This is a genomic window from Ramlibacter tataouinensis, from assembly GCF_001580455.1.
Lineage (GTDB): Bacteria > Pseudomonadota > Gammaproteobacteria > Burkholderiales > Burkholderiaceae_C > Ramlibacter > Ramlibacter tataouinensis_B.
The window spans coordinates 3,128,597-3,149,902 of sequence record NZ_CP010951.1; the positions used below are offsets into that span (position 1 = coordinate 3,128,597).

General features: G+C 64.0%; 26 protein-coding genes and 1 tRNA gene. 21 read left to right on the forward strand and 6 right to left on the reverse strand.

What is annotated here, in order from left to right; genetic code table 11:
- Position 1: 1 nt before the first annotated feature.
- The 4 genes from UC35_RS14720 to UC35_RS14735 form a co-directional block, all read right to left on the reverse strand.
- Positions 2–799: an ABC transporter ATP-binding protein gene (locus tag UC35_RS14720; protein ID WP_061500951.1), complete on the reverse strand. Its 798-nt coding sequence runs from the start codon at positions 797–799 to the stop codon at positions 2–4.
- A 19-nt stretch (positions 800–818) separates the two neighbouring features.
- On the reverse strand, positions 819–1,622 hold the full coding sequence (locus tag UC35_RS14725; RefSeq protein ID WP_061500953.1) for an ABC transporter ATP-binding protein: 804 nt from the start codon (positions 1,620–1,622) through the stop codon (positions 819–821).
- Between the two features lie 2 nt (positions 1,623–1,624).
- Positions 1,625–2,701 (reverse strand): branched-chain amino acid ABC transporter permease, encoded by a 1,077-nt coding sequence (locus tag UC35_RS14730; RefSeq protein WP_061500955.1) that lies wholly within the window; start codon positions 2,699–2,701, stop codon positions 1,625–1,627.
- Between the two features lie 183 nt (positions 2,702–2,884).
- Positions 2,885–3,760, reverse strand: a complete 876-nt coding sequence (locus tag UC35_RS14735) for a branched-chain amino acid ABC transporter permease (RefSeq protein ID WP_061500958.1) — start codon at positions 3,758–3,760, stop codon at positions 2,885–2,887.
- A 125-nt stretch (positions 3,761–3,885) separates the two neighbouring features.
- Between UC35_RS14735 and UC35_RS14740 the strand changes: the two genes are divergently transcribed.
- The gene (locus UC35_RS14740) at positions 3,886–4,680 is read left to right on the forward strand and encodes a crotonase/enoyl-CoA hydratase family protein (RefSeq protein ID WP_061500960.1); all 795 of its coding nucleotides are present in this window, start codon (positions 3,886–3,888) and stop codon (positions 4,678–4,680) included.
- A gap of 70 nt (positions 4,681–4,750) precedes the next feature.
- Here UC35_RS14740 and UC35_RS14745 read toward each other — a convergent pair whose 3' ends face one another.
- Positions 4,751–5,164: an acyl-CoA thioesterase gene (locus UC35_RS14745; RefSeq protein ID WP_061503853.1), complete on the reverse strand. Its 414-nt coding sequence runs from the start codon at positions 5,162–5,164 to the stop codon at positions 4,751–4,753.
- Between the two features lie 35 nt (positions 5,165–5,199).
- Here UC35_RS14745 and UC35_RS14750 point away from each other — a divergent pair, with 35 nt between their 5' ends.
- From UC35_RS14750 to UC35_RS14805, 12 genes are all read left to right on the forward strand, one after another.
- Positions 5,200–7,077: an ABCB family ABC transporter ATP-binding protein/permease gene (locus UC35_RS14750; RefSeq protein WP_061500962.1), complete on the forward strand. Its 1,878-nt coding sequence runs from the start codon at positions 5,200–5,202 to the stop codon at positions 7,075–7,077.
- 19 nt (positions 7,078–7,096) lie between these two features.
- Positions 7,097–7,477 (forward strand): hypothetical protein, encoded by a 381-nt coding sequence (locus UC35_RS23625; RefSeq protein WP_145979465.1) that lies wholly within the window; start codon positions 7,097–7,099, stop codon positions 7,475–7,477.
- Positions 7,452–7,964: a DUF1801 domain-containing protein gene (locus UC35_RS14760; protein ID WP_082793229.1), complete on the forward strand. Its 513-nt coding sequence runs from the start codon at positions 7,452–7,454 to the stop codon at positions 7,962–7,964. The genes UC35_RS23625 and UC35_RS14760 overlap by 26 nt, the downstream gene beginning before the upstream one ends.
- A gap of 51 nt (positions 7,965–8,015) precedes the next feature.
- Positions 8,016–8,531 (forward strand): DUF1697 domain-containing protein, encoded by a 516-nt coding sequence (locus UC35_RS14765; protein ID WP_061500968.1) that lies wholly within the window; start codon positions 8,016–8,018, stop codon positions 8,529–8,531.
- Positions 8,532–8,542: 11 nt separating this feature from the next.
- The gene (locus UC35_RS14770; protein ID WP_061500970.1) at positions 8,543–9,031 is read left to right on the forward strand and encodes a GNAT family N-acetyltransferase; all 489 of its coding nucleotides are present in this window, start codon (positions 8,543–8,545) and stop codon (positions 9,029–9,031) included.
- A gap of 58 nt (positions 9,032–9,089) precedes the next feature.
- Complete coding sequence (locus UC35_RS14775; RefSeq protein ID WP_061500972.1) at positions 9,090–9,533, forward strand: SRPBCC family protein; 444 nt, start codon at positions 9,090–9,092, stop codon at positions 9,531–9,533.
- A gap of 153 nt (positions 9,534–9,686) precedes the next feature.
- Positions 9,687–10,136 carry a CopD family protein gene (locus tag UC35_RS14780; RefSeq protein ID WP_061500974.1) on the forward strand — a complete coding sequence of 150 codons (450 nt, stop codon included), beginning with the start codon at positions 9,687–9,689 and terminating at the stop codon, positions 10,134–10,136.
- 68 nt (positions 10,137–10,204) lie between these two features.
- A complete protein-coding gene (locus UC35_RS14785; RefSeq protein ID WP_265331343.1) occupies positions 10,205–10,693 on the forward strand; it encodes an AAC(3)-I family aminoglycoside N-acetyltransferase in 489 nt (162 codons plus the stop codon).
- Entirely contained in the window at positions 10,690–10,935 is a 246-nt protein-coding gene (locus tag UC35_RS14790; RefSeq protein ID WP_061500977.1) for a DUF6868 family protein, read from the forward strand. The genes UC35_RS14785 and UC35_RS14790 overlap by 4 nt, the downstream gene beginning before the upstream one ends.
- Positions 10,936–10,955: 20 nt before the next feature.
- Positions 10,956–11,369 (forward strand): DUF2784 domain-containing protein, encoded by a 414-nt coding sequence (locus UC35_RS14795; RefSeq protein WP_061500979.1) that lies wholly within the window; start codon positions 10,956–10,958, stop codon positions 11,367–11,369.
- A 69-nt stretch (positions 11,370–11,438) separates the two neighbouring features.
- On the forward strand, positions 11,439–11,960 hold the full coding sequence (gene sodC / locus UC35_RS14800; RefSeq protein WP_061500981.1) for a superoxide dismutase family protein: 522 nt from the start codon (positions 11,439–11,441) through the stop codon (positions 11,958–11,960).
- A gap of 15 nt (positions 11,961–11,975) precedes the next feature.
- Positions 11,976–12,389 (forward strand): PaaI family thioesterase, encoded by a 414-nt coding sequence (locus tag UC35_RS14805; protein ID WP_061500983.1) that lies wholly within the window; start codon positions 11,976–11,978, stop codon positions 12,387–12,389.
- An 18-nt stretch (positions 12,390–12,407) separates the two neighbouring features.
- Here UC35_RS14805 and UC35_RS14810 read toward each other — a convergent pair whose 3' ends face one another.
- Positions 12,408–12,821, reverse strand: a complete 414-nt coding sequence (locus UC35_RS14810; protein WP_061500985.1) for a VOC family protein — start codon at positions 12,819–12,821, stop codon at positions 12,408–12,410.
- Between the two features lie 61 nt (positions 12,822–12,882).
- Between UC35_RS14810 and serS the strand changes: the two genes are divergently transcribed.
- From serS to UC35_RS14850, 8 genes are all read left to right on the forward strand, one after another.
- Entirely contained in the window at positions 12,883–14,193 is a 1,311-nt protein-coding gene (gene serS / locus UC35_RS14815; RefSeq protein ID WP_061500987.1) for a serine--tRNA ligase, read from the forward strand.
- A 42-nt stretch (positions 14,194–14,235) separates the two neighbouring features.
- Positions 14,236–14,326, forward strand: a tRNA-Ser gene (locus tag UC35_RS14820).
- Between the two features lie 169 nt (positions 14,327–14,495).
- Positions 14,496–15,803, forward strand: a complete 1,308-nt coding sequence (locus tag UC35_RS14825; protein ID WP_082793233.1) for a tyrosine-type recombinase/integrase — start codon at positions 14,496–14,498, stop codon at positions 15,801–15,803.
- Between the two features lie 540 nt (positions 15,804–16,343).
- Positions 16,344–16,676 carry an AlpA family phage regulatory protein gene (locus tag UC35_RS24485; protein ID WP_145979466.1) on the forward strand — a complete coding sequence of 111 codons (333 nt, stop codon included), beginning with the start codon at positions 16,344–16,346 and terminating at the stop codon, positions 16,674–16,676.
- Positions 16,677–17,660: 984 nt separating this feature from the next.
- Positions 17,661–18,905 carry a restriction endonuclease gene (locus UC35_RS23145; protein WP_082793237.1) on the forward strand — a complete coding sequence of 415 codons (1,245 nt, stop codon included), beginning with the start codon at positions 17,661–17,663 and terminating at the stop codon, positions 18,903–18,905.
- 137 nt (positions 18,906–19,042) lie between these two features.
- The gene (gene dcm, locus UC35_RS14845; protein ID WP_061500996.1) at positions 19,043–20,311 is read left to right on the forward strand and encodes a DNA (cytosine-5-)-methyltransferase; all 1,269 of its coding nucleotides are present in this window, start codon (positions 19,043–19,045) and stop codon (positions 20,309–20,311) included.
- Entirely contained in the window at positions 20,311–20,763 is a 453-nt protein-coding gene (locus tag UC35_RS23150) for a very short patch repair endonuclease (RefSeq protein WP_082793239.1), read from the forward strand. Before dcm ends, UC35_RS23150 begins: the two co-directional genes overlap by 1 nt.
- A gap of 6 nt (positions 20,764–20,769) precedes the next feature.
- Positions 20,770–21,270 carry a hypothetical protein gene (locus tag UC35_RS14850; RefSeq protein ID WP_061500998.1) on the forward strand — a complete coding sequence of 167 codons (501 nt, stop codon included), beginning with the start codon at positions 20,770–20,772 and terminating at the stop codon, positions 21,268–21,270.
- Positions 21,271–21,306 lie beyond the last annotated feature (36 nt).

The following is a 21,306-nucleotide window of genomic DNA, read 5'->3' on the forward strand; positions in this document are numbered from 1 at the left end:
TTCACCGCCATGTCTTCTTCTTCTTCCACCGCCGCTCCCCGCGCACGCCGGCTTCCTTCATGCCGAGGTAGAACTCCTTGATGTCCTCCTTCTCGCGCAGGCGGGCGCAGGTGTCTTCCATCACGATGCGGCCGTTTTCCAGCACGTAGCCGTAGTCAGAGACGTTCAGCGCCATGTTGGCGTTCTGTTCCACCAGCAGGATGGTGGCGCCGCGCTCGCGGTTGATGCGCACGACGATCTCGAAGATCTCCTTCGTGAGCTTGGGCGACAGGCCCAGGCTGGGCTCGTCCAGCAGGATCAGGTCGGGCGAGGCCATCAGCGCGCGGCTGATCGCCAGCATCTGCTGCTGGCCGCCCGAGAGCAGCCCGGCGTCCTGCCGGGCGCGCTCCTTGAGGATGGGGAAGTAGCCGAACACGGCCTCCATGTCGCGCGCCACGCCGTCGCGGTCCTTACGGGTGTAGGCGCCCATCAGCAGGTTGTCGTGCACCGACAGCAGCGGGAACACCTCGCGGCCTTCCGGCACATGCATCAGGCCCTGCTGCACGATGTAGGCCGGATCGCGCGCGGTGATCTCCTCGCCCTTGAACTCGACGCTGCCCTTGCGCGGGTCGATGATGCCGGAGATGGTCTTGAGGATGGTGGTCTTGCCGGCGCCGTTGGAGCCGAGCACGGTGGCGATCTCGCCGCGGCGCACCTGCAAGCTGACGCCGCGGATCGCCTTGATCGGCCCGTAGGCCGATTCCACGTTCAGCAGCCTCAGCACCGGCGTGTCGCTGACGGCGGGCGGGTTGAGGCTCATTGGTTACCCTCCGTGTGGGTCATGCCACGGCCCTTCTCAATTCAGTCGGCTCGTCGGTCGTTCCGAGGTAGGCCTCGATCACGCCCGGGTGCGTCTGCACCTCGCGCGGCGCGCCCATGGCCAGCACCTCGCCCTGGTTCATCGCCAGCACCCGGTCGGAGACCTTGGACACCAGCGTCATGTCGTGCTCCACCATCAGCACGGTGACACCCAGTTCGTGCTTGATGTCCTGGATCCAGAAGGCCATGTCCTCGGTCTCTTCCACGTTCAGCCCCGATGAGGGCTCATCGAGCAGCAGCAGCTTGGGCTCGGTGCACAGGGCGCGCGCCAGTTCCACCACCTTGCGGACACCGTAGGGCAGGCCGGCGACCATGGCGTCACGGTGGTGCTGCAGGTCCAGCAGGTCGATCACCCGCTCCACCTTCTCGCGTGCCTCGATCTCGGCGCGGCGCGCGGACGGCGTGAAGAACATCTCGCTCCACAGGCCGGTCTGGCGGTGGGTGTGGCGCCCGATCAGCAGGTTGTGCAGCACGGTGGCATGCTCGAACAGCTCGATGTTCTGGAAGGTGCGCGCGATGCCGAGCTTGGCGATGCGGTGCGGCGGCTGGTGCGTGAGTTCGCGGCCTTCGTATTCGAGGGTGCCGGCAGTGGGCGTGTAGATGCGGCTGATCAGGTTGAAGACCGTGGTCTTGCCGGCGCCATTCGGGCCGATCAGTGTGAAAACTTCGCCGCGCCGGACGTCGAAGCTGACCTTGTTCACGGCCAGCACGCCGCCGAAGCGCACGCTGAGGTCCTTGGCCGAAAGAAGGATGTCGCCGTTCATGTTCAGCGGAGCCGATCAGACTTCTGGAAGGACTTCTGCCGGCGGAACAGGCCGCTGCGGTAGAAGGGGAAGAGCTGCAGGTAGGTGCGCACCTTCAGCCAGCGCCCGTAAAGCCCGAGCGGCTCGAACAGCACGAAGCCGATCAGCACCAGGCCGTACACCAGGCCCTGCAGCCCCGGCGCCTGGCCGATGGCGGCGGGCAGCCAGTCCTTGGACATCGAGATCAGCTGCGGCATGGAGATCAGGAAGATCGCGCCCAGGAAGGCGCCGTGCACCGAGCCCAGCCCGCCGATCACCACCATCAGCAGCAGGTCGATCGACTGCAGGATGTTGAACTGGTCGGGCGAGATGAACGAGAGCTTGTGCGCGTAGAGCGCGCCGCCCACGCCGGCGAAGGCCGCCGAGAGCGCGAACGACAGCGTCTTGTAGCGCGCCAGGTGGATGCCCATGCTCTGCGCCGAGATCTCCGAATCGCGGATCGCCACGAAGGCGCGGCCGGTCGGTGAGCGCAGCAGGTTCAGGATGATCAGCGTCGCCGCGATCGCCAGCACCAGGCACAGGAAATAGAAGCCGGTGCCGGAATCGATGGTCCAGCCGAACATGCCGGGTTTCTTGACGCTGATGCCGGCATTGCCGCCGGTGACCGACTCCCAGCGCGCCAGCACCTCCTCGACGATGAAGCCGAAGGCGAGCGTCGCGATGCCCAGGTAGATGCCCTTCACCCGCAGCGCCGGCAGGCCGACGATCACCCCCACGGCGGCCGACAGGCCCGCGGCCATCAGCAGCGATACCGGGAAGGGCCAGCCCGCATTGACCAGCACCGCCTCGGTGTAGGCGCCGACGCCCAGGAAGGCGGCGTGTCCGATCGAGAACAGCCCGGTGAAGCCGGCCAGCAGCATCAGGCCCAGCCCGACGATGGCGTAGATCAGCACGAAGGTGAGCTGCGCCAGCCAGTACTCGGCGAACAGCCAGGGCGCGGCGGCGAGCAGCACCAGCAGCAGGCCGTACCAGAACACCTGACCGCCATGCTTGGCTAGCTGGATGTCCTGGCCGTAGTCGGTCTTGAAGATGAAGCGCATGTCAGCCTCCGCCGAGCCGCCTCAAGGAGGCTGAGGCCCCCTCGGGGGGCAGCGAGTACACAAAGTGACGAGCGTGGGGGTGCATTCAGCCTCCGCCGAGCCGCCTCAAGGAGGCTGAGGCCCCCTTGGGGGGCAGCGAGTACACGAAGTGACGAGCGTGGGGGTGCATGTCGTCGGTGGGTGTTAGACCTTCTTGCGCAGCTTCTCGCCGAACAGGCCGTTGGGTTTGATCATCAGCATCAGCAGCACCACGATGTAGGCGGCCGTATCCTTGAAGCCTTCCGGCAGGTAGAAGCCCGCCAGCGATTCGACGATGCCGATCACCAGCCCGCCGACGATCGCCCCGGGCAGGCTGCCGAAACCGCCGACCACCGCCGCCGGGAAGGCCTTCAGGCCGATGAAGCCCATGTTGGCGTGCACGAAGGTGATGGGCGCGAGCAGCAGGCCGGCGATCGCGGCGGCGCCGGCGGCCAGGCCCCACACCAGCCCATTGAGTGTCTTGACCGGGATGCCCATGTAGTAGGCAGCCAGCTGGTTCTGCGAGGCGGCCTGCATCGCGATGCCCACCTTGCTGTACCTGAACACGGTGTAGAGCAGCAGGCACAGCGCCGCCGTGGAGCCGATGACCGCCATCTGCTCCACGTTGATCACCAGCGTGCCCAGGTTCAGCACCCGGTCCTTGTACGGCACCGGTAGCGTGTGCGTTTCGGTGCCGATGTTGGGAATCATGGTGATCAGCCCGCGCGCGACATAGCCGATGCCGATGGTGAGCATGACTATGGAGAACGCCGGCTGGCCGAGGATGGGGCGGATCACGATGCGCTCGAGCAGCACGCCGAACACGCCCATCGCCGCGATCGCGCTGATCACCGCCAGCCAGAACGGAAATCCCAGGAAGGCCATGGCCGCCAGCGCGCAGAAGGCGCCCAGCATCATGAGCTCGCCCTGGGCGAAGCTCACCGTCTCGGTCGCCTTGTAGATGAGCACGAAGCCCAGCGCGATCAGGCCGTAGATGCAGCCTTGCGCGACGCCGCTGATCACCAGTTGAAGGACTTGCAACCCGGTCTCCGGTTGAATGCTTCTGCTTCTGGTCGCGTTATAGCTTTGCGCCGGGGGCGCCCGATACAGGGTCTGCCCGAATCAGCGCCGATGGACCGGCCTGGCGCCGTGCGGTGTAATGGCGCATGGGCGACAGCGTGCGCGTCGAGATGTTCGAATCCGTCACGGTGGTGACGCTGGACCGCCGCGAAGTGCGCAACGCGGTGGACAGCGACACGGCGGTGGCGCTGCACCAGGCCTTCCTGGCCTTCGACGCCGATCCGCAGGCCCGCGTGGCTGTGTTCCATGGCGCGCACGGCCACTTCTGCGCCGGCTGGGACCTGCAGGCGGGCGCCCGGATGGCTCAGCAGGCGGGCGATCCGCTGGCGGCGCTCGATTTCCAGGCCAGTGACCAGGCCGCGCTCGGGCCGATGGGTCCCTCGCGCCTGCTGCTGACCAAGCCGGTGATCGCCGCGGTCAGCGGCGCGGCCGTGGCCGGCGGCATGGAACTGGCGCTGTGGTGCGACATGCGGGTGATGGAAGAGGACGCCTACTTCGGCGTCTACTGCCGGCGCTTCGGCGTGCCGCTGATCGACGGCGGCACCGTGCGCCTGCCGCGTCTTGTCGGCATGGGCCACGCCATGGACCTGATCCTCACCGGCCGCAAGGTCGAGGCCGCGGAAGCCCTGCAGATGGGGCTGGCCAACCGCGTGGTGCCCAAGGGCAGCGTGCGCGAGGCCGCGATCGAGCTGGCGCTGCAGCTGGCGAAGTTCCCGCAGCAGACCATGCTGGCCGACCGCATGAACGCCTACGAGCAATGGGGCAAGCCCCTGGGCGAAGCGCTGCATGCCGAGTGGGAGCGCAGCCGGCAGCGCATCGGCGACGCGCTGGAGGGCGCCGCGCGCTTTGCGTCCGGCGAGGGCCGGCACGGGAAGTTCTGACCCCGAGACCCAGGCCTTGGAGGTGTTCTCCCTCTCCCGCCCGCGGGAGAGGGCAGGGGTGAGGGTCGGCCTAGCTGCGCTCGGGCAGCGGCCGCGGCCGCCCGCTGTCGTCGATGGCCACGTAGGTCACGGTGGCTTCCGTCACCTTGATGTAGCGCCGCTGCGTGCGAAAGCGCTCGGCGAAAACCTCGACCTTCACCGTGACCGAGGTGCGGCCGACGCGGGTGACTTCCGAGTAGAAGGAAAGAATGTCGCCGACGCGCACCGGCTGCTTGAAGATGAACTCGTTCACCGCCACGGTGGCCATGCGCCCCATGGTGTAGCGCGCGGGCAGCACCGCGCCGGCCAAATCCACCTGCGCCATCACCCAGCCGCCGAAGATGTCGCCGTTGGAGTTGGTATCCGCTGGCATCGGGATGACCTTGAGAACCAGTTCCTTGTCGGCGGGCAATTCGCAGGCCAGGTCGCTTGAGTCGTCGGACATGGGCACAATCTCCATTTCCCAAGGATTGTCGTTCAATGCGCCGCTACGGCGAACTTGCCTCATCTTCCCTGCCCGCCGCCGCCTCCGCGACCGGCCGCGCCCGCGTCCACACCGACTGGACCACCATCCAGCGCCTGTTCCCCTACCTGTGGGAATACAAGGGCCGGGTGCTGGCGGCGCTGCTGTTCATGGTGGGGGCCAAGCTCGCCAACGTGGGCGTGCCGGTGCTGCTGAAGAACCTGGTGGACGCCATGAGCATCCAGCCGGGCCAGGCCGTGGCCCTGCTGGTGGTGCCGGTGGGGCTGCTGCTCGCCTACGGCCTGCTGCGCCTGTCGACCACGCTGTTCACCGAGCTGCGCGAGCTGGTGTTCGCCAAGGCGACGCAGGGCGCCGCGCGCCGCATCGCGCTGGAGACCTTCCGCCACCTGCATTCGCTGTCGCTGCGCTTCCACCTGGAGCGGCAGACCGGCGGCATGACGCGGGACATCGAGCGCGGCGTGCGCGGCATCGAGTCGCTGATTTCGTATTCGCTGTTCAGCATCGTGCCGACGCTGATCGAGGTGCTGCTGGTGCTGACGATCCTGGGCGTGCGCTTCGACATGGTGTTCGCCTGGATCACGCTGTCGGCGCTGGTGCTCTACATCGTCTACACGGTGACCATCACCGAGTGGCGCACCAAGTTCCGGCGCGAGGCCAACGAATTCGACTCGGCCGCGCACACCAAGGCGGTCGATTCGCTGCTGAATTACGAGACGGTCAAGTACTTCAACAACGAGAACTTCGAAGCCCGCCGCTACGACGAGAGCCTGGAGCGGCTGCGCCGCGCCCGCCTGAAGAGCCAGACCACACTGTCCATGCTCAACGCCGGCCAGCAGTTGATCATCGCCGTCGGCCTGGTGGCCATGCTGTGGCGCGCCACCCAGGGCGTGGTCGAGGGCCGCATGACGCTGGGCGACCTGGTCATGGTCAACGCCTTCATGATCCAGCTCTACATCCCGCTGAACTTCCTGGGCGTGCTGTACCGCGAGATCAAGCAGAGCCTGACCGACCTGGACAAGATGTTCGTGCTGATGGAGCGCGAGCGCGAGGTCGAAGACCGGCCCGACGCGCTCCCGCTCCCGCTGGCGGGAGAGGGCGGGGGGGAGGGTGCCTGGACCGTCAAGTTCGAGCACGTCGACTTCTCCTACGAAGCCGCCCGCCCCATCCTGCACGACGTCAGCTTCGAGATCCCCGCCGGCAAGACCGTGGCGGTGGTCGGCCCCTCGGGCTCGGGCAAGTCGACGCTGGCGCGCCTGCTGTATCGCTTCTATGACGTGAGGGCCGGACACATCACGATCGCCGGGCGAGACATCCGCGACGTGACCCAGGCCAGCGTGCGGCACTCCATCGGTATCGTGCCGCAGGACACCGTGCTGTTCAACGACACGGTGGAATACAACATCGCCTACGGCCGCCCCGGCGCGACTCACGCCGAGGTGGAGGAGGCGGCGCGCGCGGCGCGCATCCACGACTTCATCCAGTCCACGCCCAAGGGCTACCAGACCATGGTGGGCGAGCGCGGCCTGAAACTCTCGGGCGGCGAGAAGCAGCGCGTGGCGATCGCGCGCACCCTGCTGAAGAACCCGCCGATCATGATCTTCGACGAGGCGACCTCGGCGCTCGACTCCGCCAACGAGCGCGCCATCCAGGCCGAGCTCAAGGGCGTGGCGCGCAACAAGACGGCGCTGGTCATCGCGCACCGGCTGTCCACCATCGTCGACGCCCACGAGATACTGGTGATGGAGGCCGGCCGCATCGTCGAACGCGGCACCCACGCACAGCTGCTGGCCCAGAGTGGCCGCTACGCCGCCATGTGGGCGCTGCAGCAGCAAAGCAGCGAGCCCGAGAAGTTCGTGGACGTGATCGGGCTCTAGGACCGAGCGGCCAGGATTCATGAATCCCCGGAGCGCTGCCTTCGTCATGGCGTTTGCGCTTCCGCTCGCGCTGCTCGGCAAAGACGCTGTGGCTGAATATTCATTCCCGGCCGGTGCGTCGTTGGCACTTGTGATGAGTTCCGGCAGCGGCGCACCGCGCGCGCTGGTCCTTGGGCCGGAAGACACGCGAAGCGTCAGGCTGCGCGCCTGGTTGACGCGCAACCCAACCGGCTGGTCAAGCTATTGGGCCACGCCGCCGGGCCATGGCATTCGGGTCTCCGCCGGCGAGCTTCGGCTGCACTTTGTCGAAACCTCGGTCATCGCCTGTCATTCGCGCAAGGGCTGCGTCTACAAGCAGATCAAATCCGAGGAATATGCCTTCCTGCGCGATGAGCCATAAAAAGACCGCGGCCAAGGACCTGCCAGCGGAGCGTGCCGCGCCCAAGGCCAGCGCAAGCAAAAGCAAGCGCCCCACGGCGGCCCAGCAGCCAACCCTGCTGGCCGGCGGCAACCCCCAGATCGCCAAGGCCGACGGCGACGCTCCCGTGCAGGCCTACATCGCCGCCATGCCGGGATGGAAAAGCGAAGTCGGAAACCACCTCGACGCGCTGATCGTGCGCACCGTGCCCGGCGTGCGCAAGGCGGTTAAGTGGAACTCGCCCTTCTACGGCGTCGAGGGGCAGGGCTGGTTCCTCAACTTCCATTGCTTCACGAAGTACGTCAAGGTGGCGTTCTTTCGCGGCGCGTCGCTGCGACCGGTTCCGCCCGGCGAGTCCAGGCACAAGGAGGTGCGCTACCTCGACATCCACGAGGATGACCCGCTCGACGAGGCGCAGCTGGCATCGTGGATCCGGCAGGCGGCCGCCCTGCCGGGCTGGTCTCCCTAGGGCGGGACCAGAACCCTGCGCTCGTATTGAATCCATTCAAACTACGCATCCATGACGCGCTACGTTGCCTTCCTTCGCGGAGTCAGTCCGATGAACTGCAAGATGCCGGAGCTCAAGCGATGCTTCGAGGCCGCAGGGTTCACGGACGTCAAGACCATCCTTTCGAGCGGCAACGTCGCGTTCTCCGCCCAGCCGGCGATCGTTCCCGTGCTGGAGCAGAAGGCGGAAGCTGCGATGCAGCAGCACCTGCACCGCGTCTTCCAGACGATCGTCCGGCCGTCCGATTTTCTTCAGTCGCTGCTCGAATCGGATCCCTTTGCCGAGTTCGCCTTGCCGGCAGGCGCCAAGCGCATCGTCACCTTCTTGCGCCGGCCGCACGAAGGGTCGGTGCAGCTTCCCATCGAGCGGGACCAGGCCTCCATCCTCAAGCTCCAGGGCACCGAGGTGTTTTCGGCTTACGTTCCGAGTGACAAGGGACCGGTGTTCATGACCTTGCTGGAACGCACCTTCGGCGCGGAAGTCACGACGCGAACCCTGGACACCGTCAGGAAGTGTTCGGCTGCCTGAGATCGGAATCCATGGTTGACATCACGCTGCCCCCAGCTCTTCCGTCCGACGCAACCGTGATCGAGGTGGCGCCGGCAGACGCGGCCGAGATCGAACAGCTGATGCGTCATGTCATCCATGCATCGGTGTCGGCTGAGGCGGATGTCCTGGCCGAGACGGTCGCCAACACCCGCGCCAACCTCGACTGGTCAATCGCCAACCCGGACAAGTGCTGCCACCTGAAGTGCGTCGCCGGGGATCGGATCGTCGGCGTTGTCCTGGTGAAGGACTTCTGGAACCTTTGCAGCCTGTTCGTCGAACCTGGGTACCAAGGCCGAGGTGTCGGGCGGGCCCTGGTCCTTGCCGCCGTCGAGAAATGCCGCGGCCGGCACGAGCGAAATGCGCTCTGGCTGAATGCGGCCGCCAATGCAGTATCTTTCTATGCCAGGCTCGGGTTTCTTCCCAGGCAGACGGTGCAAGCGTTGCCGCCCGGGTTCCAGGCCATGCAACTGCCGCTGTGAGTCGGGGTTGCCGGCCCGCATCCTTTGTCTCGCCATCGTCGAATGAAAGGAGTCTTTCATGTCCCGTACTGTTCGCCTGCACAGAGTGCTGCGCACCAAGCCGGAGAAGGTCTATCGCGCGTTCCTGGAGGCCGATGCCCTGGCCAAATGGCTCCCGCCCTACGGGTTCACCTGCAAAGTGCTGCACATGGAGGCCCGCGCCGGCGGCACGTTCAGGATGTCGTTCCACAATTTCTCCACCGGCAACGGGCACTCGTTCGGCGGTGAATACCTGGAGCTGGTTCCCAACGAACTGATCCGCTACACCGACAAGTTCGACGATCCCAACCTGCCGGGTGTCATGCAGGTCACCGTCAACCTGAAGCCGGTCATCTGCGGCACCGAGCTTTCGGTGGCGCAAGAAGGCATTCCCGAGGCCATCCCGCTGGAGATGTGCTATCTCGGATGGCAGGAGTCGCTGCTGCAGCTGGCGGCCCTGGTGGAGCCCGACGTTCCCGGCTAGCCCACCGGACCATGTTCCTGCGCGCGCTGCTGGCAGTCCTTGCGCTGCCCGGCGTCGCGCACGGTGAACGGTGGCGCGAGTATGCTCACCGCGTCCCCCGCTGGTTCTTGTGAGCGCTGGGCGGGCACTGCGCAACCGACCTCACTTTCCGCCATGGTCCGAAACGGCTTGCTTCTGCTGCACCTGCTGTCCGCCATCGCCTGGCTGGGCGGAATGTTCTTCGCGCACTTCTGCCTGCGTCCCGCCGCCGTCAAGCTGCTGGCGCCGCCGCAGCGGCTGCCGCTGATGACGGCGGCCCTCGGCTCGTTCCTGCGCTACATGGCCGTTGCGGTGACCGTCCTGGTCCTGACCGGGCTCGCGATGTTCATGGACTCCGGTTGGGCACGCGCCCCGCTCGGATGGCAGGTGATGCTGGTCGTGGGGCTCGCCATGGCGGCGGTGTTTGGCTATGTGTACGGTGTGCACTACCCACGCCTGCGCGCCCGTTGCGAAGCCGGCGCCTGGGCAGAGGCGGCCCAGGTGCTCAATCGCATCCGGCAACTGGTGGTCACCAATCTGGTATTAGGCCTGGTGGTCGTGGTGGCCGCTGCTTCGGCGAGGTAGGTCTTCGACTTCGCGCGCAGGTGCCCATCGTGCGTGAACAGGCGACGGACCCAGCGACCCTCCCGTACCTGGTGCGCGTGTTGGGCAGCCGGGACGCGCCGGTGCTCCGGCAGATGCTCACGATGTTCGGCCATGCCTTCGACGACCTGGCGAACTACACAGCAAGGCAACCCGAAGAGCAGTACCTGCAATGCCTGCTTGCCAGCCCGACCTTCATCGCCGTCGCCGCCCTGGCCGGCCCGCAGGTGATCGGAGGATTGGCGGCCTATGTGCTGCCGAAGTTCGAGCAGCCCCGGTCCGAGCTGTACATCTACGATCTGGCCGTCAGCGAGCCCTTCAGGCGGCACGGCGTCGCCACCGCGATGATCGGCAAGCTGAAAGAGCTGGCCGCCGAGCGAGGCATCTACGTGATCTTCGTCCAGGCGGATCAGGGTGACGAGCCGGCAATTGCCTTGTACTCCAAGCTGGGGACGAGGGAGAATGTGCTGCACTTCGATATCGAGCCCGGCGGCCCGAACGGACCGCCGGGTCAACAACAATCGCCGGGAGGGACATGACGCCGATTGAGATCAGGGATTTCCTTCTGTGGTGCGCCGCGATCAACTACGCGATCCTGATCCTGTGGTTCGGTGTGTTCGTCTGGGCGCATGACTGGGTGTACCGGATGCACACGCGCTGGTTCAAACTCTCCCCCGAGCGCTTCGATACGCTCAACTACGCCGGCGTCGCGGCCTACAAGATCGGCATCATGCTTCTCAACCTGGTGCCCCTCATCGCCATCAGCCTGACGATGCGTTGACCTCGGGGGCAACGATCGCCATGTTCGCATCCTCGCCCTACCAGCTGCTGGCCGATGCCGTGCTGTCCCTGCACGTGGCCATCGTCGTCTTCGTGGTGGCGGGCCTGCTGCTCATCGTGCTGGGCAATATGCGCGGCTGGCGCTGGGTGAACGCGCTTTGGTTTCGGCTGCTGCACCTGGCCACCATCGTCATCGTGGCCGCGCAGGCCTGGCTGGGCGTCGTGTGTCCGCTCACCACGCTGGAGATGTGGCTGCGGGCCCGGGCGCAAGCGCCCACCTACTCGGGCAGCTTCATCGAGCACTGGCTGCAGGCGCTTCTGTACTGGCAGGCGCCCGACTGGGTGTTCGCGCTGGCGTATACGGTGTTCGCCCTGGCCGTCGCCCTCACCTGGTGGCGCTTTCCACCCGTTCGGCCAGGGGTTGCTAACGGTTGAGCTCGGAACCTTCTGCTGCACAGTTCACGCGAGCCATGCACAATAGGCCATCTTCATCGGGGGAAGAACATGAAACCCAAGCTCCTGATCGTTGGCCTGGCCGCCTTGGCCGCGTCCAGCTACGCCGCTGAAACGAGCGTCACGCTCAACATGGCCGACGCCAAGGGCACCGGCGCCGCAGTGGGCACCGTCCGCATCGTCGAGACGCCGTACGGCCTGGCTTTCTATCCCAAGCTGACGGGACTGCCCGCCGGCCTGCATGGCTTCCACGTCCACGAGAACGCGTCGTGCGCGCCGGGCGAGCAGGGCGGCAACACGGTCGCGGCGCTGGGTGCCGGCGGCCACTACGACCCGCGCGGCACCAAGAAGCACGGCGAGCCCTGGGGCGACGGCCACCTGGGCGACCTGCCGCCGCTGCTGGTCGCAGCCGACGGCACCGCCGGCCAGCCGGTGCTGGCCCCGCGCCTGAAGATGGCCGACGTGCAGAACCGGGCCCTCATGGTGCACGCCGGCGGCGACAACCATGCGGACCATCCGGCGCCCCTGGGCGGCGGTGGCGCGCGCATCGCCTGCGGCGTGATCGGCAGTTAATCCGCAGTCAGTCGCATGCCCGCTCCCGACGTCGCCGCCATCCAGGCCATTCTCGATCCGCTGCTACCCGGGCTGCTGGGTGTAAAGCTGCTGTCGGTGGCGCCCGATCGCGTGGTGGCCGAGATGAAGGTGCGTGCCGATCTGTGCACCACCCACCAGATGCTGCATGGCGGCGCCTACATGGCGCTGGCCGACACGCTGGGCGCGGTCGGCACCTTCGTCAACCTGCCCGCGGGCAGCCGCACTACCACGACCGATTCCAGCACCAAGTTCATCGGCGCGGCCAAGCTGGGTTCCACCGTTAGCGCCGAATGCGTGGCGCTGCACCGGGGTCGCACCACACAGGTGTGGCAGACGTCGGTTCGCAGCGAGGACGGCAAGCTTTGCGCGGTCGTCACCCAGACGCAGCTGGTCATCCCCGAGCGTTGAAGGCGAGAGAGACAGGTCTCAGTCCTCGCTGTTGACCATCCAGGGCACGCCGAACTTGTCGGTCAGCATGCCGAAGTGCGCGCCCCAGAACGCCTTCTCGAACGGCACGGCCACCTGGCCGCCCTCGGCCAGGGCATTGAACGCCTGCTTGGCGAGGGTCTTGTCCCTAGGAATGTTCACCGACATCGCAAAGCCCGCGTAGTGCGGCGCGGGCTGGCCCGGCATGCCGTCGCTGGCCATGAAGCGGGTGCCGCCGGCGTCGAAGGTCGCGTGCATGACCCGGCTCTTCCAGTCGGGAGGCAGCTGCTCGTTGTCCATCGGCGAGCCTTCGTAGCGGAACAGCGCGACGATCCGGCCGTCGAGGCAGCGCTCGTAGAACTTCAGGGCCTCTTCGCAATTGCCGGCGAAGGTCAGATAGGCTTCGACTTGCATGGGCGGGGCTCCCTTGGGCTTGTGGATCGGCCATCGTACAGCCGGTCGGTAAAATCGACCCATGCTCGATATCACGCTGTTACGCAAAGACCTGCCCGCGGTGGTGGCGCGTCTGGAAAAGCGCAAGAAGCCGCAGGATTTCCTCGACGTTGCTGCGTTCACCGCGCTCGAAGCCGAGCGCAAGACCATCCAGACCCGCACGGAGGAGCTGCAGGCGCAGCGCAACCAGCTTTCCAAGCAGATCGGGCAACTGAAGGCCAAGGGCGAAAGCGCCGATGCGGTGATGGCCCAGGTGGCTTCGATCAAGTCCGAGCTGGAGAGCTCTGCCGCGCGGCTGGAACAAATCCAGCCCGAGATGCAGGCGCTGCTGCTGGCCGTGCCCAACCTGCCGCACGACAGCGTGCCGGTGGGCGATGACGAGACCGCCAATGCCGAAGTGCGCCGCTGGGGCACCCCGCGCGAGTTCAACTTCGCGGTGAAGGACCACGTGGACATCGGCGAGAAGCTGGGGCTGGACTTCGAGACAGCGGTCAAGCTCAGCGGCTCGCGCTTCAGTGTGATGAAGGGCCAGATCGCGCGGCTGCATCGCGCGCTCGCGCAGTTCATGCTGGACGTGCAGACCGGCGAGCACGGCTACACCGAGTGCTACACGCCCTACATCGTCAATGCCGACACGCTGCGCGGCACCGGCCAGCTGCCGAAGTTCGAGTCCGACTTGTTCGCCGTCACCAAGGGCGGGCAGGAGGGCTTCGAGGGCGGCCACGCGCACGAGCTCTACCTGATCCCGACCAGCGAGGTGTCGCTGACCAACTTCGTGCGCGACGAGATCGTGGCGGAGTCGCAGCTGCCGATCCGCCTGACGGCGCACACGCCCTGCTTCCGCTCGGAGGCAGGCAGCGCCGGCCGCGACACGCGCGGCATGATCCGCCAGCACCAGTTCGACAAGGTCGAGATGGTGCAGATCGTGCATCCCGAGAAGAGCTACGAGGCGCTGGAGGAAATGGCCCGCCACGCCGAGGCCATCCTGCAGAGGCTCGGCCTGCCGTACCGCGTGATGCTGCTGTGCAGCGGCGACATGGGCTTCGGCGCCGCCAAGACCTATGACCTGGAAGTGTGGCTGCCGGCGCAGAACACCTACCGCGAGATCAGCTCGGTGTCGAACTGCGAGGCCTTCCAGGCCCGCCGCCTGCAGGCGCGCTACAAGAGCGCCCAGGGCAAGAACGAGCTGGTGCATACCCTCAACGGCTCCGGCCTGGCGGTGGGCCGCACGCTGGTGGCGGTGCTGGAGAACTACCAGCGCGAGGACGGCTCGGTCGAGGTTCCTGCCGCGCTTCGCCCCTACATGGGCGGCCTGGAAATCCTCTCCGCGTGATCAGTTAGAATAGCGGGCTTCGCACCACGCGAAACCGAAACAGGAGCGGTGGCAGAGTGGTCGAATGCGCCGGACTCGAAATCCGGTATACGGTTATACCGTATCGAGGGTTCGAATCCCTCCTGCTCCGCCAGTAACCTCAGCGTCGATCGTGCAGCACAGTGCACCAAAGAGCACCTAAGCTCTTGATTTGACCGAGGTTTTTCCCATTCTCATACTCCACTGTGTGCACGGCCGATGCGGCTGCGCGCACCCCGACGCAGCCGAATTTCGGGGACTGGCCGGGGATTTGGAATGGGTCTATGCCAATACATCTTCTTTCTGCTCGATCGATTCAGGTCGCCGTTCCCGGCAACCATTCGGATGGCGGGGGGTTGTTCCTCCGGGTGACAGTGTCGGGTTCGTCTTGGGTGCTGCGATACACGGCCCCCGACGGGCGCCGCCGCGAAATGGGTCTGGGGTCGGCCGCCCGACACTCCCTGGCAAGCTGCGGTTCAGCGCTGGAGCAGGCGCGAGCAGACGCTCAACGCCATCGCCTGCTACTCGCTCAAGGTGTCGACCCGATCTCAAAGCGCCAGTCAGACCGAAGTGCCGCGATTGCTGCAAGTGCGGCGGCAAAGGCCACGGCCAAGCGCGAGCGCGACACACTGGCCCGCGTTGCCCGTCGATATCACGCGGAGGTGATCGAGCCTCAGCGAACGCGTAAGCACGCGGCGCAATGGATTGCGAGCTTGGAGCAGAACGTTCCGGCAGATCTTTGGCACGCGCCGATTGACAGCATTAAGGCCGCGGAGCTGCTGGAGTCGCTCGCCGCGCTGCAAATGCGCATTCCCGAGACGGCTGCCCGTGTGCGCCAGCGTCTGGAAGTCATATTCGATGATGCACAGTTCCACGAACTGTGCATTACAAACCCGGCAAAGCTCGTCCGACGCAAGTTGGCCGAGCGTCCGGTGGCGCGGAAAAAGGGCAACTTCGCCTCCCTGCACTACTCGAAGGTGCCTGAGTTCATTGCGAAGTTGCGGCTGCAGCCTGGGACGGCCGCTCGTGCGCTCGAGTTTGGATTACTGTGTGCCGCGAGAACGGGTGAGATTCTGGGCTGTCGGTTCGATGAGATCGACATGGAGAGTCGGATTTGGCGAATTCCGGCCCAGCGGATGAAGGGTGGCAAGGCGCACACAGTTTTCCTGTCGCATCGTGCATTGGAAATCGCGAACGCGCAGCGTCTCAGCGGAAGTGTTTACGTATTCCCGTCTCCAGCAGACATTAGCAAGCCGATGTCGAACATGGCCATGCTTACCGTGCTGCGCCGCATGAATCTTTCGGCGGAAACTACCGTTCATGGCGTCTGCCGAGCGTCGTTTTCAACCTGGGCCAATGAGTGCGCCATTGCTCGGTCCGATGTGATTGAGGCCGCACTCGCGCACCGGGAGGAGGACAAAGTGCGCGCCGCGTACAACTCCGCCAGCTTCGATTTGGAACGGCGCGACCTACTTGCAGCGTGGGCCGACTACTGCGACGACGCCACGCAGGTACAGCCTGTTGCACTGCAGAGGTCGAAGAACCTTTTCCAATTCCCGCCTGCACGTGGCAATTCGGAGGCTAGGGCGTAATCAGATGTCGAGTTGCTGAGGCGCAAAGGGCCGCAACGGGGGCAGCGCCTCCCTCACAATTGTTTGTTCTTCGCCAGTGAGCCGAGGTGCGCCCGACGTGGACCGTTGGGAGAAACTGACGCTTCAACGTTCATGGCGCATCGCGACACGAGCACAGATGTGGGGCAGCCGCCAGCGTTCGTTGGACACTATGGTGCACACACCTGTTGCCTCTCCGATCGCCTCGCACACTCCAACAGCTGCACATAACAGTCGAACAGCTGCACGGAACAGTTGCCCCTGCGCTGATTTTGATCGTACGATGAAACTCTCTGCGCCGGAGCGATGATCGCCAGTCTCCTACTACTGTAGACACTGAGCGTGATTCACAGGCGTTAAGTGCGCACCACGTGCGGGGGTAACCTTTATGGCACTGCCCCCTGCAAAGCACCCTGACAAGCCGGGAGGAAGCCGGTACCAAGCCGCTGGCATTGCTGCCAGTGATTGGCTTCGGCTGTCAGGTGTTTCCAAGGCCGGAGCCCATGTTCATCGAGGCCAGACATGGTGCAAGAACGACTGCCAAGCTGCATTTCAGGATCAGCAGACGGCCTAGCCGCTCATAGAACCTTTCAGCAACGACAGGTTTCCGCTTCCGGGAAGATCCTTTTGAGCGCGCAAGAAAGCGCTGCCCTTTTGGGTGTCTCGCTGCGGAAGCTTCATCACCTCCGGGCTCAGCTTCCGAAACCCGTGGTGCTCGGGCCGCGCCACGTGCGCTGGCGACGTTCCGACCTGGAAGAATGGGTGGCCGCCCTCCCGACAGAAGAGCGCCGCGAAGAGCCAGTGCAGTTGGCACGGGGCAAGGCTTTGAAGCGCGGGGACGCCGCCGTGGGCTAGTTCCGATGCGTGGGTCCCGCGCAAAGGCAACTGGGCCTGCATGGGCTGACAGGACAAGAAACACCGGGGCAGCGCTCCCCGCAACAAACGCTACCTACCCCGGTGCAAATCCGATGGAAGTAGGCAGGTGCTGGCTGACTCGTGAGAGGCCGCGTGACCTGGGGACCGTCCACGTCGGCAGCGAGCGCGGGCGGAACACGTGGGTATCAGTTGGAGAGGCCTTCCACCCCTTGGGGGTAGGGGGGCTACTGGTTGGAGTGATGTATCAATGAAGGTTGAGGTTTGAAAGCAAAACACGTGCAACAACGGGCCGCGGGCGCATTCGAGCGGCGCTGATGGGTATCTCATCGCTAAAGCAACGGCTGAAGCGCCTTGACGAGGTCGTTACCAGGCGCAGGGCGGCCCTCAGCGGAAGGCGCCGCTGCGCGGTCGTCACCTATCAGAGCGGGCAGAGTCCTGAGGACGCATTCCGTCTGGCGGTAGAAGGGGGGCTCGACCCTGGCGGATACCTCCTGGTGCCCGCCGCGATGACATCTGACGAATGGAACCGGATCGCACCGAAGCAACAGCAGGAGCTGACCAGCTGCAGCGCTTTCGGCCTAAGTTAACTGGCAGAGTTTTGCAGTATGACCAAGTCAAACCACTCCGAAGGACGTTCCTCTGACAAGCCCCTCCCCCCTCCCCCTCGTCGCCTGCGACTTCCGCTCGCCACGGCATCAGACGTGCGCCGCGAACTTGCACGACTTTATCGCGAGGGTCGAGCAGGTGAACGCAATGTCTCAGACGTGAGCCGACTGGCGAATGTCCTCTTCATCCTGTCTCGTCTCATCGAAACGAGCGAACTGGAAGCCCGAATAGAGCGCCTAGAGAGCGCAGCCGGCGGTGGTGCTGAATAGCCCAAACGTCGCTTACCGGTGACGCGACATAAAGTACAAGTTATGCGACAGTCACAGGTCATCTTCATTTCCAACACAGGAAGCTCCGATGGATGTATTGAGAGTTGAAGGCTTGTACAGGAACACTCAGGACTGGAAGCAGGAAGCCGACCAGTTCAACAAGTTCTTCCGCTTCACGGATGCCAAAGGGCGTACTTCAGGCATCAACAACGTCGCAGGATTTCGTGCGAAAAGCAAGGCCGGGTCCACGAACATTCTTAACTGTGCTTTCTGCGTTCTCGTAACCAATCTCGGCGAACTCGAGTGGCCCGATGATCTGGATCGCGAGTCCGGGGTTTTCACGTATTACGGGGACAACCGAAGTCCCGGCCATTCCATTGAGGACACCGCGCTCGGTGGCAATCGCCTACTCGCCGCTGTGTTCAGCAAACTTCACGAAGGCAAGCGTGATGAAGTCGTGCCTTTTCTCTGCTTCGAAAGCGTGAAGGCCCCCGGTCCGAGCCACATGCGGTTCCTTGGGCTGGCATGCCCCGGAGGTGCCGGCATATCGGCCACGGAGGACTTGGTCGGGGTCTGGCGTGTTACAGGGGGGCGCCGCTTCCAGAACTATCGTGCGCTGTTCTCAATCCTGAACGCAGACTCGATTCCAAAGGCGTGGCTTGAGGATTTGGTGAACGGCCAGTCTCCTGCAGATTCCAAGCACTGCCCAAAGGTATGGCGAAATTGGGTTAAGACGGGCGCGTACCGAAATTTGACCTGCGAGCCTGAACAGCAGCCCCGCCGAAAGCTGGAGCAACTGCCTGCAAGTGCTGCAGAATGGGCTGTGCTTCGACGCGTCCACCAGGCGTTGAGCCCACGTGAATTCGAGTTTGCGGCACTTGAGTTGACCAAACTGCTGGATTCACGCTTCGTGGACCTGCAGGTCACGCGCCCATCGCGTGACGGCGGCCGAGACGTAGTCGGCAAGTACGTCATCGGGCACAAGATGCATCGCGTTGGGCTAAACGTTCTGGTCGAAGCAAAGCGGTGGGACCTTGAGTCCGCAGTAGGCACGCGGCCGATGATGCGACTCATCTCGCGCATCAAGCATCGAGACTTGGGCGTATTCGTGACCACCGGGGTCTTTGACACCCAAGTACAGCAGGAATTGATCGATGACGGCCATCCCGTTCTCCTCGTGAGTGGCGGTGACATCGCGAAGCTTCTGATTTCTCGTGATCTTGCGAGCGGTGACCAGCTGGAGTCATGGCTTGCAGGAGTCAAGCATTCAGCCGGCAATGCAGGCGGAATCGAGGCGGCGCAGGGGGCGGGTGGGTGGAAAGAGGCCGCATGAGCATTTAGATCCAGCCGTACGAGCGCGCATGGCGGAGGGACTCTCCGCCAACGGGTTCGCGGTTCCACGTCACTGTTGACCTGGGTTCCCAAATGGTCATAATGTCGCAAAATCTTCCCCCTGTGAGAAAAAACAGTATGGACATCCAAGCACCTGATAGCGTTCTTCTCGCGGAGGCTTCCGCACGCTATGGAAGGGCCGAACTTGCACTGAGGCTTGGGCGCGACGTTAAGACGCTTTCACGTTGGGAGAAGAGCGGCCGTCTTGAGCCTGCGTTCCGCCTAGCCATACTTTTCATGCTCAGGGGTGAGAAGGAAAAGAGGCCGCCTGGGGATTTCACCTTCATCGACCTTTTTGCGGGCATCGGTGGCACGCGACGCGGCTTCGAGCAGGTAGGCGGAGAGTGCGTTTTCACCTCCGAGTGGGACTCTTCCGCTCAACGCACATACAGGATGAACAATCCACACGATGATCACCCCATCGTAGGCGACATCCACGAATTGACTCAGAAGCCTGGCGGCTGGGACCTCCTACCCGAACACTTCGACGTGCTAGTGGCAGGGTTTCCTTGCCAGCCGTTTTCTATTGCCGGCGTAAGCAAAAAGAACTCGCTCGGACGGGCACATGGCTTTGCCTGTGAGGCACAGGGAACCCTGTTTTTTGACATCGCAAACATTCTGGAAAAGCGACGGCCCGCCGCGTTCCTGCTCGAGAACGTGAAGAACCTTCGAGGGCATGACAAGGGCAATACCTTCCGCGTGATCGAGAAGGTTCTCAGGGAGGAGCTCAATTATGAGATCTACCCCGAAGTGAAGGACGCAAAAGGGTTTGTTCCCCAGCACCGCGAGAGGTTCTACATCGTGGGTTTCCGGCGCGATGTCGGCTTCAGCTGGGACGCGTTCAATGCGCCGGCTCCAGATGAAAAGGTGATGCGCGACATACTTCACCCGGAGGACGGTACTGAAACCGCTGAAGATCCTTACACAACTGGGCCCATGGCGAAGGTGAACGCGAAGTACACACTCAGCCCCAAGCTCTGGAATTACTTGCAGGGCTACGCTAAGAAGCACCAAGAGCAAGGTAACGGATTCGGCTTTGGACTGGTAGGCAAGGACGACACGGCGCGGACGTTATCTGCTCGCTACTACAAGGATGGATCGGAGATCCTGGTCAGTCAGGGCAAGCGCAAGAATCCTCGGCGCCTTACTCCACGTGAATGCGCTCGGCTCATGGGCTTTGACGCACCAGGCAGACGTTTCGAGATTCCGGTTGCGGATACACCAGCCTACAAGCAGTTCGGAAACTCTGTCGTCGTGCCAGTGATCGCTGAGATTGCGCGAATCATGAAGCCTGGAATACTGGAGCTGAAGAAGGAGTCAGAGCGGAAGCGGGTGCGCGCTGCCTGATGACGGATCGCCTCTCGCGGCTGGAGCGCAGCCGCAATATGTCTCGCATTCGGAGTCGGGACACAGAGCCTGAGCTCCGAGTCCGCCGATACCTGCATGCGGCGGGGCTGAGGTACAAGCTGCACGTGAGGGAACTCCCCGGCTGTCCGGACTTAGTGTTTCCAAGCCGTGGCCTGGTTCTATTCGTGCACGGGTGCTTCTGGCACCGCCATGAGGGCTGTCGACTGGCTTACGTCCCGAAAAGCAACTTTGTATTCTGGGAAGCCAAGTTTGCGGCGAACATCGGCAGAGACGAACGAGTTGTCGCTCGCTTGGCGAGCATGGGGTGGCGGTGTGACATTGTTTGGGAATGCCAGACACGAGACCCCGAAATGCTGGCCAAGCTTCTGGCGATGATCCGTAAGCTACCTCAATCGAGGCGTCACCCTCCCTACTTGGGCGAGCTCACTTGAAGAAACATGATCCAACCGTTCATCAAGCCGCCAACTCGATTTGTTTTTCTGTGGTGGCGCGACACCACAGGTGGCTTCATCCTCGCCGAGCAGTACTACTGGCTCCTGACCAGGTTTGAGAGCGCAAAGGATGAAGCAGGGACGTGGGGTGAGTTCTTGGACTTAGTCGGAGCGGAGATTGCCGCTTATGTCGAGAGCTTCTTGGAGAACGACGAGGTGAAGCTAGTGCGCTCGGATTCCATGGGAGAGGCGCTAGAGCATGCCTACATCTTTAGTACCCCGGAGTTTCCCGCCACCCAATGCGCCGAAGAGAGCTACACCTGCTTCGGATCTCGTTTGCCACTCGAGCTCAAGTCCTCTGAGATCCGAACAGAGTACGGAATCAAGGTCGGCGTGTTTCCCAAAGCCCGGTTCCTGGAGCTCCAAGAGGCCATGAGCAATGCTGGTTGCGAGCTTCGGGCGGAGCTTTGTGACGACGATCGTGTGATTCTGAACTACGGGCGCTGAGTTCTTGTACACAGCTGAGAGAGAGGAGAGGGCAAT

What these genes read in the sequence shown, in the direction of transcription:
- UC35_RS14720 (WP_061500951.1), bottom strand. Translation starts at nt 799, where the DNA reads ATGAGCCTCAACCCGCCCGCCGTCAGCGACACGCCGGTGCTGAGGCTG.
- UC35_RS14725 (WP_061500953.1), bottom strand. Translation starts at nt 1,622, where the DNA reads ATGAACGGCGACATCCTTCTTTCGGCCAAGGACCTCAGCGTGCGCTTC.
- UC35_RS14730 (WP_061500955.1), bottom strand. Translation starts at nt 2,701, where the DNA reads ATGCGCTTCATCTTCAAGACCGACTACGGCCAGGACATCCAGCTAGCC.
- UC35_RS14740 (WP_061500960.1), top strand. Translation starts at nt 3,886, where the DNA reads ATGGGCGACAGCGTGCGCGTCGAGATGTTCGAATCCGTCACGGTGGTG.
- UC35_RS14745 (WP_061503853.1), bottom strand. Translation starts at nt 5,164, where the DNA reads ATGTCCGACGACTCAAGCGACCTGGCCTGCGAATTGCCCGCCGACAAG.
- UC35_RS14750 (WP_061500962.1), top strand. Translation starts at nt 5,200, where the DNA reads ATGCGCCGCTACGGCGAACTTGCCTCATCTTCCCTGCCCGCCGCCGCC.
- UC35_RS23625 (WP_145979465.1), top strand. Translation starts at nt 7,097, where the DNA reads ATGAATCCCCGGAGCGCTGCCTTCGTCATGGCGTTTGCGCTTCCGCTC.
- UC35_RS14760 (WP_082793229.1), top strand. Translation starts at nt 7,452, where the DNA reads ATGCCTTCCTGCGCGATGAGCCATAAAAAGACCGCGGCCAAGGACCTG.
- UC35_RS14765 (WP_061500968.1), top strand. Translation starts at nt 8,016, where the DNA reads ATGACGCGCTACGTTGCCTTCCTTCGCGGAGTCAGTCCGATGAACTGC.
- UC35_RS14770 (WP_061500970.1), top strand. Translation starts at nt 8,543, where the DNA reads ATGGTTGACATCACGCTGCCCCCAGCTCTTCCGTCCGACGCAACCGTG.
- UC35_RS14775 (WP_061500972.1), top strand. Translation starts at nt 9,090, where the DNA reads ATGTCCCGTACTGTTCGCCTGCACAGAGTGCTGCGCACCAAGCCGGAG.
- UC35_RS14780 (WP_061500974.1), top strand. Translation starts at nt 9,687, where the DNA reads ATGGTCCGAAACGGCTTGCTTCTGCTGCACCTGCTGTCCGCCATCGCC.
- UC35_RS14790 (WP_061500977.1), top strand. Translation starts at nt 10,690, where the DNA reads ATGACGCCGATTGAGATCAGGGATTTCCTTCTGTGGTGCGCCGCGATC.
- UC35_RS14795 (WP_061500979.1), top strand. Translation starts at nt 10,956, where the DNA reads ATGTTCGCATCCTCGCCCTACCAGCTGCTGGCCGATGCCGTGCTGTCC.
- sodC (WP_061500981.1), top strand. Translation starts at nt 11,439, where the DNA reads ATGAAACCCAAGCTCCTGATCGTTGGCCTGGCCGCCTTGGCCGCGTCC.
- UC35_RS14805 (WP_061500983.1), top strand. Translation starts at nt 11,976, where the DNA reads ATGCCCGCTCCCGACGTCGCCGCCATCCAGGCCATTCTCGATCCGCTG.
- UC35_RS14810 (WP_061500985.1), bottom strand. Translation starts at nt 12,821, where the DNA reads ATGCAAGTCGAAGCCTATCTGACCTTCGCCGGCAATTGCGAAGAGGCC.
- serS (WP_061500987.1), top strand. Translation starts at nt 12,883, where the DNA reads ATGCTCGATATCACGCTGTTACGCAAAGACCTGCCCGCGGTGGTGGCG.
- UC35_RS14825 (WP_082793233.1), top strand. Translation starts at nt 14,496, where the DNA reads ATGCCAATACATCTTCTTTCTGCTCGATCGATTCAGGTCGCCGTTCCC.
- UC35_RS24485 (WP_145979466.1), top strand. Translation starts at nt 16,344, where the DNA reads ATGGTGCAAGAACGACTGCCAAGCTGCATTTCAGGATCAGCAGACGGC.
- UC35_RS23145 (WP_082793237.1), top strand. Translation starts at nt 17,661, where the DNA reads ATGGATGTATTGAGAGTTGAAGGCTTGTACAGGAACACTCAGGACTGG.
- dcm (WP_061500996.1), top strand. Translation starts at nt 19,043, where the DNA reads ATGGACATCCAAGCACCTGATAGCGTTCTTCTCGCGGAGGCTTCCGCA.
- UC35_RS23150 (WP_082793239.1), top strand. Translation starts at nt 20,311, where the DNA reads ATGACGGATCGCCTCTCGCGGCTGGAGCGCAGCCGCAATATGTCTCGC.
- UC35_RS14850 (WP_061500998.1), top strand. Translation starts at nt 20,770, where the DNA reads ATGATCCAACCGTTCATCAAGCCGCCAACTCGATTTGTTTTTCTGTGG.